This is a genomic window from Paraburkholderia sp. GAS32 (genome assembly GCF_050434225.1).
Classification (GTDB): domain Bacteria; phylum Pseudomonadota; class Gammaproteobacteria; order Burkholderiales; family Burkholderiaceae; genus Paraburkholderia; species Paraburkholderia madseniana.
The window spans coordinates 18942-33538 of record NZ_JBNPVS010000047.1 but is presented as its reverse complement, the minus strand read 5'-3'; the positions used below and the strand labels follow the sequence as shown (position 1 = coordinate 33538).

Genomic DNA, 14597 nt, shown 5'->3' with positions numbered 1-14597 from the left:
GGTGGAAGCTATCTTATCGGTGCAGGCAGTATTAAGATAAGTTGATATTTCTTATGACCACTTCAATAAACGTGATGACCCGAGATCTCGACAGCAGTCTCCTGCGCGCGTTCGTCACCGTGGCGGAAACCGGCGCGGTGGGCGTGGCGGCGGCCCGCCTTGCGCGTACTCAGGCGGCGGTAAGCATGCAATTGCGCCGGCTCGAGGAAGAGTTGGGGCAGCGTTTGCTCGACCGCTCGCCGCGTGGCGTGCAACTCACGGAAGCGGGACATCTGCTGCTGCCGTTCGCGCACACGATCCTCGGCGCGGGCGCCGATGCGCGGCGGGCGCTGAGCGCGGGGCAGGTGTCCGGCACGGTGCGGCTCGGCATGCTGGAAGACATCGCGGTCGGTCGCTTGCCGCGTGCGCTGCGGCGTTTTTCGATCGCTTATCCGCAGGTGGCGCTGGAGATCGTCGTCGATACCAGTTCCGCGTTGTCGAACCGGCTTGCGGACGGCGGCCTCGACGTGGTGGTGGGGGACCCCGCGCTGGTCGACTCGGTGCCGCTGCTGACGTGGACGCAGCCGCTCTTCTGGGTCGGCGCACGCGGGTTTAGCCGCGACGATGGCGCCGTGCTGCCGGTGGTTGCGTTCGGCGGCGCGTGTCTGTGGCAGCAACAGGTGTTGACGGCGCTGCGGCGCGCGGGGATTGCGTGGCGCATTGTGTGCACCAGCACCAGTTTGCCGGCGGTGCAGTCGGCCGTGGAAGCGGGGCTCGGCGTGTCGGTGCTGCTCGACGGCAATATCCGCTCGGAGTCGATGCGCGTGCTCGGTCAGGCCGATGGATTGCCCGATGCGCCGACCGCCGATTTCGGACTCTTCATGCGCCCAGTCTCCGGTGCGCAGGCGGCCGCCGTGCAGACATTGCAGACGTTCCTCTGCGAGGAATTGCATCTTGGTTTGCGGGAGAGCGAGCCGCTTGTGGTGCCGGCGGCCTAATGCGTGGGCAAGCTGTGCCAGCAACATGCTGGCACGCACATCCCATGTGAGTTTTTACGACATTTTTTCTTGAGACGCCTACGCGCGAAATCTACACTTCGTGCATCTTGATAGCGCGAGGTGCTCAACGTGAAGCGACGTGCAACGACGCAGCAATCTGTCCGTATCGATTACGTGTGTCACGGCGCGGGCCGTGTCGAACTGCGCCGCTTCGATCCGTCGCGCGATTCGTATGTCGCGTTGACCGCGCTGCTGCATCGCGCTTTCACACGACTCGGTGCAATGGGGCTGAATTGCACCTGTGTGGATCAAACGGTGGAGACGACACGTTCACGCGCGACGCGCGGCGATTGCTACGTGGCGGTCTGCGAAGGACGCATTGTCGGCACGATGACGCTATATGCACCGGACCGCGAGTCGTCGTGCGAACTCTACCGGCGTGACGATATTGCCAGCTTGCGTCAGTTCGGCGTGGAGCCGGTGTGGCAGGCGCGTGGCATCGGTACGCTGTTGATCGCTTTCGCCGACCACTGGGCGGCGACGCGCGGCTATGCGGAACTCGCGCTCGATACGCCGCAGCCGGCTGCACACCTGATTGCGTTTTACAGAGGGCAGGGGTTTCGCATTGTCGATTTCGTGCGCTTTGACGGCAAGCACTACGACAGCGCGATCTTGAGCAAACCACCGGTGGCGACGCGCACGCTCGCGAACTGGTCGCATAGGTTGACTGTGCCGACGAGGATCGCGCGCGCGGCGTGAGGTGGGTGGGCTGGCGATAAAACCCCCGGCGCGGGCAGCAACTATTGCAATACCGTGTGGCAAGTATTGCAACGCGCTGCTGATCCTCGCACCGGGGCGGGTGTTTCTTCCTACCTGTTCGATGCGGAGGTCAGCGTCGCATCACGCCCATCAGCAAGGTGACGAGGAAGATCACCACGAAGATAAAGAACAGGACCTTGGCGATTTCCGTTGCGCCTGCGGCAATGCCGCCGAAGCCGAATACCGCGGCGATGATCGCGATGATGAAGAAGATTACGGCGTATCGAAGCATGGGGCCTCCCACCGATGGATTGCTGGATCGAAGTTGAAAACGGCTACTCGTTGTGGGCACTGCGTGCTTTGACGTGTCGTTGCCGGCGAGCGATATGGAGCAATACGTGTGCCCAGCAGCGGGACGAGCAGGGGCGCTCCTGATCCGTGAGCTGAAACTCAATCAACTGATGATCTTCGAACGCGTGCCGGAAACGTGCCTGGTCGTGTTGCCGCCGCCTCATATAATTCGGAACCCTTATGAAGCGATTGATCGATGCCGATTCGCTTGGCTCGTGATTGGCTTGATCTGGCGCGTTCAACAACCAAACCCACCCCGCTACCGGCGTTACTGTCGCGTTGCCGCAACAGCACGGCATCCGCGTATTTGCGGAGTCGCAGATCGCCGAACTGGCCGCGGGAATCGAACGCGAATCCAGCAAGTGAGACGCACGGTCAATTTGAACGAGTCGTTCATGATATTGCCCGCACCACGTCGAATCCGCCGATAACGTTTGCGCAGCCTTAATCAGCGGGCAATTCCACTTGAGCGAATGAGGCGGAGTAAATGTTAATTCTGATTTAACATTTACGGATTTTGAAAATGATTAGCCTGAATTTAACGCTTTCATAAACATTCGGAAAACGTTTGCGCTGGCTTAATCACCCGGCTTCGTCGGCAAAAAATCCCGTTTCCCGGCTGCAAGGCGCCGCCGCGGACGTGCCACATAGGCAAAATCCATTGTGAGATAGGCGGAAATACGCGCTAGAATGCGCATCGATTCACCATCAATGGCCGCTCGTTCAAACGACGCTCAAGTGAATCCAGTCGGCAGTTATTACATCCGATCGATTCGTTCCCGGCGTATATGGGAACTGCCGCTAATTATCGGCGACGGGCAAGTCAGATCGGTAAATATCGGGGTGCGATATTAACGCGTGCTCCGCATTGCCTGCCGCCAATAAAACATTCAAATAAAGATCGAGGGCATATGCCAACGAGGATTCTGTCGATTTTCGGGACGCGGCCGGAAGGCATCAAAATGGCACCGCTGGTCAAACAACTGGAAGCTGACGCCGGCATCGAGTCGGTGGTCTGCGTCACAGGCCAGCATCAGCAGATGCTCGATCAGGTACTCGATCTGTTCCAGATCAAGCCGCATCACAATCTCGCCCTGATGACCGGCAACCAGACGCTCAACGGTCTGGCGTCGCGCCTCATCGCGTCGCTCGACGACGTGCTCGCAACCGTTCAGCCGGATCGTGTGCTGGTGCACGGCGATACGACCACCGCGTCCACGGCGGCGCTGGCCTCGTTTCATCGGCGGATTCCGATCGGTCACGTCGAAGCGGGTCTGCGTACCGGCAACCTGATGCAGCCGTGGCCGGAAGAAATGAACCGCCGCGTGGTCGACGTAATGAGCGATCTGATGTTCGCGCCGACCGCGAGCTCGAAAGCGAACCTCGCGCACGAAGCGCTGCACGGCAGGATCATCGTGACCGGCAATACGGTGATCGACGCACTGAACCTCACCACCGCGCGCATCGACAACGACGCGGCATTGCGCGCCGAGCTCGACGCGCGCTTGCCGTTCCTCGACGGCGTGCTGCCGGTGTTGCTCGTCACGGGCCATCGCCGCGAGAGCTTCGGTGCGGGCTTCGCGAATATCTGCGCGGCACTCGCGGATCTGGCGAGGACCAACAGGGTCCAGATCGTCTATCCGGTGCATTTGAATCCGAATGTGCGTGGCCCGGTGCAGGAAACCCTCGGCACGGCGCGCAACTTGCATCTGATCGATCCGCTGGACTACCTGGGTTTTGTGCGTCTGATGCAGCGTGCCTCGATCATTCTCACCGACTCCGGCGGCGTGCAGGAAGAAGCCCCCGCGCTCGGCAAACCGGTGCTGGTGATGCGCGACGTGACCGAGCGTCCGGAAGCAGTGGCGGCCGGCACGGTGCGCCTCGTCGGCACGGAGCGCGAAGCGATCGTACGCGCGGTGACGGGCTTACTCGACGACGCCGGCGAGCGCGACGATTTCGCGCATCGCGTCAACCCATACGGCGACGGCCATGCGTCGCAACGGATCGTCGCGGCGTTGACCGGGCGCCCGTTCGACGAGTTCGTGAGTGGCGGCATCGGTGGGACGGGGCAGGTTCCGAATGCGCAGCGCGCGGAAGCCGTGCAATAGCGCCGCGCGGGCCGCAGTTCCAGACAATCCATGCAGTGCGAATCAGCTTCACTGTTTGTGCGCTAATTAAGAGAAAAGACAACGTGACCTCCCATACGCCAATGCGCCGCCTCGCGCGTCCTCGCCTGAACGCCCTTGCCGTGCTGCTGTTGCTCGCCTCGACGGCCCATGCTCAACAGCCGGCCGACGTCGCTGGCAGCCTCGCGCAACTCGGCAGCGGCCGTCTCGCGACGCGCACGGTGTCGCTGGCCGAACTGGGAATGCGCGATCCGGTCGTGTTGCGCGCGCCGGACGGCCGTCAGGAACTGTATCTGCCGGTGCCGGCCGGCGTGCCCTTGAGCGACGCGGCCTTGCAGATCGACGGCAGCTATCTGCGCGGCAACGGCGGCCGCACGACCATGCTGGTGTCGCTCGACGGCGCACCGGTGCTCTCGCGCAGCCCGACACAGGACCAGGGCGATGCGTCGGCGAGTCTCGGCGTGGATGGCGCGGCACGGCCGGGCGGCTTCGTGCGCGTGGGCCTCGACTGGTCGTCGGTGCTCAGCGATAACATCTGTACCGATCAGACCGCGATCGGCAACGTCTGGCGTATCGCGCCGACTTCGCGCCTGACCTATCGCTACGATCCGGATGCGGTCGTCGATCTGCGCAGCGCGTGGAGCGCCTTGCCGCAAAAGCCGGTAGTGATGCTCGGCGCGAGCACGCTCGCGGCACCGGCGTTCGATGCAGGCTGGCGCGTCGAAGCGCTGCTGCAACGCGAAGGCCGCACGCCGGCAACGCGGACGTGGCCGGCGGTGGGCGACACGGTCGATCTGGGCGACACCGAGGTGCCGGCGCCGCTGCGCGCGGTTCCGGCTTTTGCGGCGTTGGCCGCGGGCGGTTCGCACAAGCTGGCGAACCCGGCGGAAGCGGGCGCCTTGATCGCACTCACGCCGCGCTCGGCGTTCGCGCCGGACGTGATCGTCGCCGACGACACGGTGCGCAACACGCTGAAGACTTCCCTCGATGCCTTGCGCGAACAGGTCGTCGGCGCCGCGCCGGGCGCAAGCGAGGCTTTCGATGCATGGCGCGCCCGCGCGATCGACCCGATCGCGAGGCCGCTCGCCTCGGGCGAAGTGCGCCTTGCTCACCTCGGTGGCCAGACCGCGATCGTGATCGGCGATAACGACGGCGTGGCGGTCCTCGCGCGCTCGTGGCGTCCGATCGACGTGACGAGCCGCCTCGTGGTCCATCAGATCGACACCGCACCGAACACGCGCGGCGACGAAATCGCACTGTCGCTGCTGGGCGGCCAGCCACGCACGCTCGACGTGCAGGGCCGGGCCACCTGGGACGCGAGTTTCGATCTGGGCGCGGCATCGGGCAACGGCAAGTTGCCGGGCACCGTGGTGCTCGACGTGGCCGCGTCGCCGACGCCGAACAACACCGCGCAAACCGCCTCGATCTATTTCAACGACGTGCTGATCGGCTCGCAACTGCTGACCGCCAACGGCAAACCGCAGCGCATCGCCGCCCGCGTGCCGCATTACGCGCTCGCCCCGAACAACCTGCTGCGCGTGGTGTTTCAGCGTCAACCGGAAGGCGGCTGTCAGGCGCGCGGCCAGGGTCATCCGATTGCCGTGCTGCCGAGCAGCCATCTGACGCTAACCGATGCGAAAGTCGGCGACGACTTCACCGGCATGGTGGCGCGGTTCGCGTCGGAAGCGAATGTGATCGTGCCGGCCTCGTATCTGAACGACGCCACACAAGTGCTGCCGCGCGTCGCGCGCCTGGCGAACGCGAGCGGCATCGCGCCGACCCGTGCGATCTTCAGCGTTGCGCGTGACGGCGAAGCGGCGAGCCCGAAGGGCGCCTTCCTCGCGGCCGACGTCACGCTCGCCGATGAGAAGAGCCTCGCCCATCTGTCGAAAGACCGTCTGTCGCTCACCGATGCATCCGGCAAGATGCTGGCGGATATTTCGGGTTTGAACCGCGTCGGCGTGATCGAAGCCGTCAAGTCGGGCAGCGTATCGGGCATCGTGTATCGCACGGTGGGCGATACGGCAGCGATTCTGCCGGCGTCGCTGCAACTGTCGCGTGGCGACGTCGCGATCGTCGACGGCAGCGGCACGTTGCGCCAGTTCGATACGCGTCATCCGGGCGAAGTGGTCGATGCAGAAGACGTGCAAGGCCCGTGGTTCATGCAGAGCTGGGTGCGCTGGGGCATCCCGGCCGGCCTCGTCGGCTTGCTGATCGTGTTGCTGCTGGTGGCCAGCGTGGCGCGCCGCAGGAATCAGGACAAGTCGTGAGCTTCGCGCTAATCAAATGGTATGCGGGCTACGCGGTAGCCCACTATTACCATGGGCTCGAATACGTCGCGGCGCTGGTGGCGTTCATCATCCTGCTGTCCAGCCTCGACGATCTGTTCATCGACCTCTGGTACTGGACCCGCACGCTCTATCGCCGCTTCACGGTGCAGCGCGCCTACAAGCCGCTCACCAGCGCGCAGTTGTATCAGCGCGACGAGCAGCCGATCGCGATCATGGTGCCCGCGTGGCACGAGTACGACGTGGTCGCGGCGATGATCGAAGACATGGTGCGGGTGATGGACTACCGCAACTATGTGGTGTTCGTCGGCACCTATCAGAACGACCCGCAGACTATCGCCGAAGTCGAGCGGATGCGCCGCCGCTATAAGCAGTTGCGACGCGTGGAAGTGCCGCACGACGGTCCGACCTGCAAGGCCGACTGTCTGAACTGGGTGATCCAGGCGATCTTCAGGTATGAGGCCGAAACGGGCGTCGAATTCGCCGGCGTGGTGCTGCACGACAGCGAGGATGTGCTGCATCCGGTCGAGTTGCGCTTTTTCAATTACCTGCTGCCGCGCAAGGACATGATCCAGTTGCCGGTGGCCTCGCTCGAGCGCAACTGGTTCGAACTCGTGGCCGGCACCTATATGGACGAGTTCGCCGAATGGCACGCGAAGGATCTGGTGGTGCGCGAGAGCCTGGTCGGCTCGGTGCCTTCGGCGGGCGTCGGCACGTGTTTTTCGCGGCGCGCGCTACTCGCGCTGAACGCTGAAACCGACAATCAGCCGTTTAACACCGAGAGCCTCACCGAGGACTACGACGTCGGCGCGCGCCTCGGCAAGATGGGCATGCAGTCGATCTTCGCGCGCTTTCCGGTGCAATTCGCCACACGCCGCAAGGCGTGGTTCGGCCTTGGCCGCGAACGCGACATCACCGTGACGATGCCGCTCTGCGTGCGCGAATTCTTCCCCGATACGTTTCGCACCGCTTACCGGCAGCGCGCGCGCTGGACGCTCGGCATCGGCTTGCAAGGGTGGAAGCAGACCGGCTGGAGCGGCTCGCTCGCCAACCGCTATCTGCTGTTCCGTGACCGCAAAGGCATCGTTACCGCGTTCGTCGGCATCATCGCGTATGCGCTGGTGATCCAGTTTCTGCTCTTCGCCGGCGCCGATCTGCTCGGCTGGATGCCGGAGCTGATCGCTTCGCCGTTCGCCGATTCGCCGTGGCTGCAAGCGCTGCTGTGGGCCAACGGTTGCGCGTTGCTGTTGCGCGTGGTGCAGCGGATCTATTTCGTGACCCGTCTGTACGGCTGGGAGCATGGGGTGCTGTCCGTGCCGCGCATGGTGGTGGGCAACTTCATCAACTTCATGGCTGTCTCGCGTGCGTGGAAGATGTTCCTCACGCATCTCGTGACCGGCAAGCGGCTGGCATGGGACAAGACCATGCATGACTTTCCATCGGCCGACGGCTTTAACAATCGCCGTCAGCGTCTTGGGGAATTGCTGCTGTCGTGGCAGGCCATCGATCCGGACAAACTCGAACAGGCGCTCGGCGAAAGCCATGCGCGTGAAGCGCCGCTCGGTCGCGTGCTGATGGCCAAGGGCTGGCTCGACGAGGAAACCCTCGCGGAAGCCATTGCCTTTCAGTCTGATTTGCCGCGTGGCCGCGTGGCGCTCGAACGCATCAAGGACGATGCGAAGCGCTTGCCGCTCGAAGCGATCGTGCGCCACCGCGTGTTGCCGCAGGCCGACGCCGCGGGCGGCCGCACGATTCTGCTGAGCGCGAGTCCGCTCGCCGAACCGGTGTTCGCGGAACTGAGCGCGCTGGTGGGGGGGCAGGTCGTGCAGGAGATCGTTCGTGAGGGCGAGATCGCCGCGGGGCTGCGCGTGTTGCGCGGCGTCGAGATCGCGGCGCCGGCGGGCGAGGGCGAGCAGGCGGGTACGGCGGGTGGGGTGGAAGGTGCGTCAGCGGGCGCATCGTCGGCCGGCGGTGCCGAGCCTGTGCCGGCACGCAGCGTACCGCTGATCGGCGATCTGCTGATCGAGCATGGCCACGTCCGCCGCGAGGCTTTCGAAGCGGCGATGCAGGACTACCGCCCGGATCGCCATGGCCGCATCGGCGACTACATGGTGGCGCGCGGGGTGATCTCGCGTGCCGCACTCGAGAACGTAATCCAGCAACAGCGCCGTCTTCAGGGCGCTTTGGCGGCATCCGAATGAGCGATTCTTTTTTCACCCGGCGTGCGTGGATGGGGCGCGCTTCTTTGGTGGCTTCGGCTTCTGGCTCAACGGCGGCGTCCGCTTTCGCGTGCGCTGTAACTAGGGTTACAGCGACGGCTTCGACTGCGACTCCAACTGCGGCTCCAACTGCGACTCCGATTGCGGCGTCCGCATTCACGTTGCGTGGCGTCACCGCTGCAATGGTGGTCGGCGCGTTGTGCTTGAGCAGCGCAGCGGTGTATGCACAGAGAGCAGCGGCCGCGCCGCAGCCGGCCCCATCCGAACACAATGCGCTGCCGTTGAGCGGCGCCGCCTATCGGGTGGCGCAGGAAGCGTATGCGGCCTATGGGCGCGGCGACTACACCGGCGCGATCGCGCGGGCGCGCGAGGCGATTCGCCAGCGCCCCGACGTCGTATCGCTGCGCGTGCTGCTCGCCAACGCGCTCGCTGCGCTTCGCCGTTATAACGAAGCAAGCCGCTCGCTCGGCGACGCGATCGCACAGATCGGCCGCGATCCTGCGCTGGTCTCGCGTCGCAAGCAGATCGACGCGCTGAACGTGTCGACCCGCGCGGTCGCCCGCGCCGGCCGCCAGCAACCGGGCGACCCGGACGCGCTGACGGGCGCTGCGTTGAAGGCCGCGCAGCAGGCCTACAAGGCGTATGCGGCGAAGGATTTCTCGGGCACGGTCAGGTACGCGAACGAGGCGATCGCGTTGCGTCCCGATCTGCTGCGCCTGCGCTTGCTGCTGATCGACGCGGCGAGCGCGGCCGGTCAGGACACCGATGCATGGAACGCCGATTTCGATGCAAGAAAGCGCTTCGGCGACAACGACGAACTGCGCGTGAGGCGCAGCTTCATCGGCAGCCGTCTGGCGCCGAAGTCGTCGGGTGCGTCGTTCGCGGCGCGCAAGAAGGGCGACTACGTGGAGGCCGCCGCGCTCGCGCGCGAGGCGGTCGCCTATGCGCCGGATCTGGTCGGCTACCGCATCCAGTTGATCGACGCGCTGTTCGCCGCGAACGATCTGCCAGGCGTGCAAGCGGCGGCGAGTGCTGCCATTGCCGCCGACGATACGGAAATCATGCCGCTTACGCTGCGTGGCTACACGCTGGCCGCGCAGGGCAAGACGGCGGAAGCCGAGGCGGACTTCGCCAAAGCGCTGCATGCCAACGACGCGACCCAGCGCAACCAGCGCGTGGCGCGCGTGATCATCGCCGACGTGTGGATCGCCGAAGGACAGCCGCAGCGCGCGCTCGATCTGCTCGCGCCGCTGAAGATGGATCGCGATGACACCGATCCGCCGATCGCGCTGCGCCGTTATCAGGCGCGGCAATTGTTGGCGCATGCGTTGGCGGGGCCGAATGCGTCGACCGCAACGACCGCAACGACCGCAACGACCGCAACGAACGCAACGAACGCAGCCAACGCAACTAGCTCAGCGACCGCCCCGATCTCCTCATTCGATCCGGCCCGACGCCCAATCATCGACTGCGTCGTCGATCAATTCGGCGCAAGCTGCGACGTCTACGCGGCCGATCCCGGTTTCACCGCGGCGCGCGCCACGGCGACTGCCGCGGCCGCGAACGACAAAACCGGTGCGGTCGGCTATGCACGCGAAGCGGTCAAGGCAGCCCCGGACGATCCGCAGCATCGTGTGGAACTGATCAACGCGCTGAGCACGGCCGGCGACGATTCCGCCGCGACGCGCGAAGCGCAAAAGATGGTCGATGCCGGCATGCTCGACGCCATGCCCGACATGACGGCCGCGTATATCGCGCAACGTGCCGGCAACAACAAGGTCGCGTACCAGCGCTTCAGCATGGCCGACAAGGCCGGCACCCTGCCGGCCAGCGCCGCTGCCGACGCGGGCTATGCGGCCGTCCAGGCGCACCACAATCACGAAGCCGCGCAGTACTTCGAGCGCGCCATCGACGCGAGCGCCACACCAACGGACGACACGCCGCCGGTCACACCGGCGCAACTGAACGAGATGCGCAGCGCCCACGCCGAGGCCACGCGCAACTGGGGCTTCGACGCATCGCTCAACTATCGTGGCGCGGGCATGCAGCCGGGCTATGCGTCGTCGCCGACGCCCGGCACGTCGAACAACTGGCAAGCAGGCGTGGAAGCCTACTGGCGTCCGTTCGGCAGTCTCGGCGACCGGATGTTCGAGCTCTACGCGCGTGGCTATGAAAGTTTCGGCGTGAAGAACGGTGGCGCGAGCGGCATCGATACCTTGCAGGCCACCGTCGGCGCGCGCGCCAAGCCGTTCTCGCAGATCGACGCGATCGTCGCCTTCGAACGGATCATTCCGATCGGCTCGCAGGTCAATCCCGACTGGCTCGCGCGGCTCGCGTATTCGGGTGGCTACGGCACCGAGCGCCGGGTGGACGTGCCGTCGTGGTGGACCGCGCAGGTCTACGCCGAAACGGGCACCTATCTGAACGCCGGATCGGTCTACGCGACCACTAATCTCGAACTGGGCCGCACCTTCCGCATGGACCGTTACAGCCCGAAGTGGACCGTGTTCCCGTATGCGGTAATCGGCGCGGACTACGACTCGAGCGTCAACCACAGCATTCCGCTCGGCGCCGGTGTGGGGATTTCGACGCGTTACTGGTTCCGCGACGGCAAATACGACGCACCGCGCTCGTATGTCGATCTGTCGGTGCAGTACCGCCTGAAGATCACGGGTGACGAACGTGCGCGCGGCGTCTTCTTCGGCGCGATCTACTCGTATTGACTCCGGACGAATCAAATGAAAAGAAACCGCTTGGGTAAATCGAAGGTGGCAGCGGTGATGGCAGCGGCCGTGGCCTCAGCCGCGCTGCTGTCGGCTGGCGTGGCGCACGCGGCTGCTGACGATGTCGCGAGCCTGTATGGACCGCAGCCGCCCGCCAACGCGTCGTATCTGCGCGTGCTGAACGCATCGTCGCAGGCGGTGCGGGTCGCGCTCGCCGGCAGCGAAGCGCCGCAGACGCTCGCGCCGGGCGCGGTCACGCGCTTTAGCGTGCTGACGGAAGGCACGCCGCCACGCGTCACGGTCGACGGTAAGGCTCTGGCCGATGCCGCCGGTTCGGCCAATGCGACGGCGAATGCAGCGACACGTGCAGGCGACGCCGTCACCGTCGCGCTGCGTCATGATGCAAAGGGGTGGCATGCGACGCGGATCGTCGGCCGCTATGAGCGGGTCGATGGATTGAAGGCGACTTTGCGCGCGTTCAATTTCGCGCCCGGTTGCAGCGCGAAGATCGGAGTGGACGGCAATGGTCCGACGGTGTTCGCTCAAGTGGCCGCGGGCGCGCAGGACACGCGCGCGATCAATCCGGTCAGCGCGAAGCTGGTGGGGCAGTGCGGCGCGGTGGCGAGCGCGGTGCTGCCGTTGCCTGCGCTCGCTGCCGGTGACAGCTACAGCCTGTTCGTCACCGGCGATGCCGCAAAGCCGGTGTTGAGCGGCGCACGCGATGCGCTCGCGTGGCCGCCGGCCGCGAATTGAGCGGCACGCATTGGCAACACGAAATAGCAGTAAGAAGTAGCGGGAACACCAAGAGAAGATCGCAACGCGGGCCACGCTTCAGCGCGCGCCGCCGACGTTGTGCCACATGAGAGATGCTTCAAATCAGTCCGGGGAACACGACATGACCGACTCCTGCCGTTCGCTTTTCCAACCGTCCATCCAGGCCGGGCCACTCAACAGCACTCGTCGCCGCCTGCTGCTCGCCCTGGCCGCGGCGCCGCTCAGCGGCGCGCTGTCGCTGCTGCCGCGCCGCGCGTTTGCCGCGGCGTCGACCAGCGTGATCGAGGGCCGCAATCTGTGGCTCTATCCCGGCTGGGAAAGCCTCACCGATGACGCAACGCCCGCGTGTCTGAAAGCCGTCGATCTGATTCATCAGGCGACGGACAAGTTGACGGCGCGCGGCATCCATAGCGTGATCGTGATCGCGCCGCTAAAAGCCCGTGCATGTCCGGAGAATCTGCCGGACGGCACCGCGATGTCCGCAGGGGTCGCGAGCCGCTATGCCGCGATTCGCGCGCACGGCGCTTCGCTCGGCTTGCAGATAGTCGATGGCGACGGCGCGATCGCCGCGGTCGATGCTTCGCAGGAAAAGTACATTCGCGCCGATTACCACTGGAGCGGCCATTCCGCCGAAGCGGTCGCCGCGCGTGTCGCCAAACGCCTCATGGCGGCCGGTCCGCTGAAGGGCACCGCGGGCGCGGGCAGCCGGCTTGGCAAGTGGAACGAGGAAGTCCGCTACGGCGACCTCGCGGCCTTGCTGCCGCCGGACCGCAAGAAAACGGTCGGCAAGGATCACTTCATCGTGCGCACGGTAGTGGCGTCGCCGGATCTCGTCGATGGTGGCCCGCCGGTCGTGCAGGTGGTCGGCAACAGCATGGTTCAGCCGTACCTCGGTTTTCCGCAGAAGCTCTCGAACGCAATCGATCGCCCGGTTGGTTTGACGTGGACCTTCGGCGACACCGGTCCGTGGAAGACGCTGCTCAACTATGTGGAAGCGCCGGCCTTCAAGGCGAATCCGCCACACGCGATCGTCTGGCAATTCAACGAAGGGCAGATGATGAATCTGCCGAGCGCGAGCGGGCAGTGGGACGCAGCCTCCGTCATGGCCGACGATGCGTTCCTCGCACGCCTGACCAAGGCTATCGCCTGATGAGCGAGTCAGTCGGACGCACGCCGGCGCGTACGGTGGGTCGCACAGCGGCAGGCGCAGCGGGCAACGACACCGGTGCGGCGCACGGTCACGCTGCTGCGGCGGCGCAAGGGCCGCTCGCTGAGCCGCTTGCTCGCGCGCATCGGCACGTCGCGTGGCTGGTCGCGCTGTTGCTCGGCCTCGGTTGTGCAGGCGCGCTGGCCTCGCTTGTCATGCAGTCGCGCGACGGCGCGTCGTTCGATGCGCATGGTTGGCGTGACGGCAGCCTCGGCCGCAGTCTCGACCGTGCAATCGACGTGCCGTATGCGCGGTCGATGCATCGCTGGCAAGCCGCGGCGCGTTACCGGTTGTTCGGCGACCTCGGGCATCAGGTGCGCGAGGGCTGTCCCGGCTGGCTGTTCTATGCGGACGGCCTGCGCGCGCCGGTGCAGCCGGGACATGATCCCGTCGAACGCGCCGATGGCGGTGACGCGCTGACCGATGCGCGCATCGCCTCGTTGCATCGTTACGCGGATGCGCTACGCAGCGACGGGATTCAACTGGTGGTGGTGACGGTGCCCGACAAAGCGCGCGTGGAGAGCGAAGCGCTGTGTGGGCTGCGTCAGGACGCGCGGATGACGCAGCGTCTGAAAGTATGGAATCGCGCGTTGACCGCGAGCAACGTCACGCACGTCGAATTGTTGCCGGCGTTGCAAGCTGCACGTCCCGCGTTTTTCCGTACCGATGTGCATTGGAATGCGCGTGGTGCGCAAGCAGTTGCACAGGTGGTCGGCGCCGCGGTGTTGCCGTTGCTCGGTAAATGCGGCGACACCACATTCATGCACACGATGGCGCAACCCGCACCGCGCATCGGCGATCTGCTCACGCTGGCCGATCTGAATGACGTGCCGGATGCGTGGCGGCCAGCGCCTGATGTCGTCGCCGCTGAAACTCTACAGGCACAACGCACAGGCGGCCTGCTCGACGACGGTCCCGCCGCCGATGTGCTGCTCGCGGGCAGTTCGTTTTCGCGCCGCAGCGCGTTTGCCGAGCGCCTCGGCGAGCAGCTCGGCCGCGAAGTGTGGAACGTCAGCCTCGACGACGGCCAGTTCGATCGCGCGATGCAGGCGGCTTGGCGCGAGCGTGCCACGTGGCCGAAGAGTGTGCGCGTGGTGATCTGGGAAATGTCGGAAGACGCGCTGTCGATGCCGGTCGGCACCGCTCCCGCACCAGCCAGGCAGGACTGATCCC

General features: G+C 65.3%; 10 protein-coding genes. 9 read left to right on the top strand and 1 reads right to left on the bottom strand.

Features of this window, described 5'->3' with window-relative positions; genetic code table 11:
- Nucleotides 1-53: 53 nt before the first annotated feature.
- Both P3T25_RS38240 and P3T25_RS38235 read left to right on the top strand, forming a co-directional pair.
- Nucleotides 54-977, top strand: a complete 924-nt coding sequence (locus P3T25_RS38240) for a LysR substrate-binding domain-containing protein (protein WP_429362323.1) — start codon at nt 54-56, stop codon at nt 975-977.
- 129 nt (nt 978-1106) lie between these two features.
- Nucleotides 1107-1736, top strand: coding sequence for a GNAT family N-acetyltransferase (locus tag P3T25_RS38235; RefSeq protein ID WP_429362321.1), 630 nt, complete (start codon nt 1107-1109; stop codon nt 1734-1736).
- Nucleotides 1737-1866: 130 nt separating this feature from the next.
- Here the strand turns inward: P3T25_RS38235 and P3T25_RS38230 are convergent, their stop codons facing one another.
- Entirely contained in the window at nt 1867-2028 is a 162-nt protein-coding gene (locus P3T25_RS38230; protein ID WP_035551387.1) for a DUF1328 domain-containing protein, read from the bottom strand.
- A 970-nt stretch (nt 2029-2998) separates the two neighbouring features.
- Between P3T25_RS38230 and wecB the strand changes: the two genes are divergently transcribed.
- The 7 genes from wecB (at nt 2999) to P3T25_RS38195 (ending at nt 14593) form a co-directional block, all read left to right on the top strand.
- Entirely contained in the window at nt 2999-4195 is a 1197-nt protein-coding gene (gene wecB, locus P3T25_RS38225; protein WP_429362319.1) for a non-hydrolyzing UDP-N-acetylglucosamine 2-epimerase, read from the top strand.
- Nucleotides 4196-4296: 101 nt separating this feature from the next.
- Entirely contained in the window at nt 4297-6483 is a 2187-nt protein-coding gene (locus P3T25_RS38220) for a cellulose synthase (RefSeq protein ID WP_429362356.1), read from the top strand.
- The gene (locus tag P3T25_RS38215; protein ID WP_168435860.1) at nt 6480-8702 is read left to right on the top strand and encodes a glycosyl transferase family protein; all 2223 of its coding nucleotides are present in this window, start codon (nt 6480-6482) and stop codon (nt 8700-8702) included. Before P3T25_RS38220 ends, P3T25_RS38215 begins: the two co-directional genes overlap by 4 nt.
- Nucleotides 8699-11443: an NfrA family protein gene (locus P3T25_RS38210; RefSeq protein WP_429362317.1), complete on the top strand. Its 2745-nt coding sequence runs from the start codon at nt 8699-8701 to the stop codon at nt 11441-11443. The genes P3T25_RS38215 and P3T25_RS38210 overlap by 4 nt, the downstream gene beginning before the upstream one ends.
- 15 nt (nt 11444-11458) lie before the next feature.
- Nucleotides 11459-12196 carry an alginate O-acetyltransferase AlgF gene (locus tag P3T25_RS38205; protein ID WP_429362315.1) on the top strand — a complete coding sequence of 246 codons (738 nt, stop codon included), beginning with the start codon at nt 11459-11461 and terminating at the stop codon, nt 12194-12196.
- Between the two features lie 142 nt (nt 12197-12338).
- Nucleotides 12339-13367, top strand: coding sequence for an alginate O-acetyltransferase AlgX-related protein (locus P3T25_RS38200; protein ID WP_429362313.1), 1029 nt, complete (start codon nt 12339-12341; stop codon nt 13365-13367).
- Complete coding sequence (locus tag P3T25_RS38195) at nt 13367-14593, top strand: alginate O-acetyltransferase AlgX-related protein (protein WP_429362311.1); 1227 nt, start codon at nt 13367-13369, stop codon at nt 14591-14593. Before P3T25_RS38200 ends, P3T25_RS38195 begins: the two co-directional genes overlap by 1 nt.
- The last annotated feature ends 4 nt before the right edge of the window (nt 14594-14597 follow it).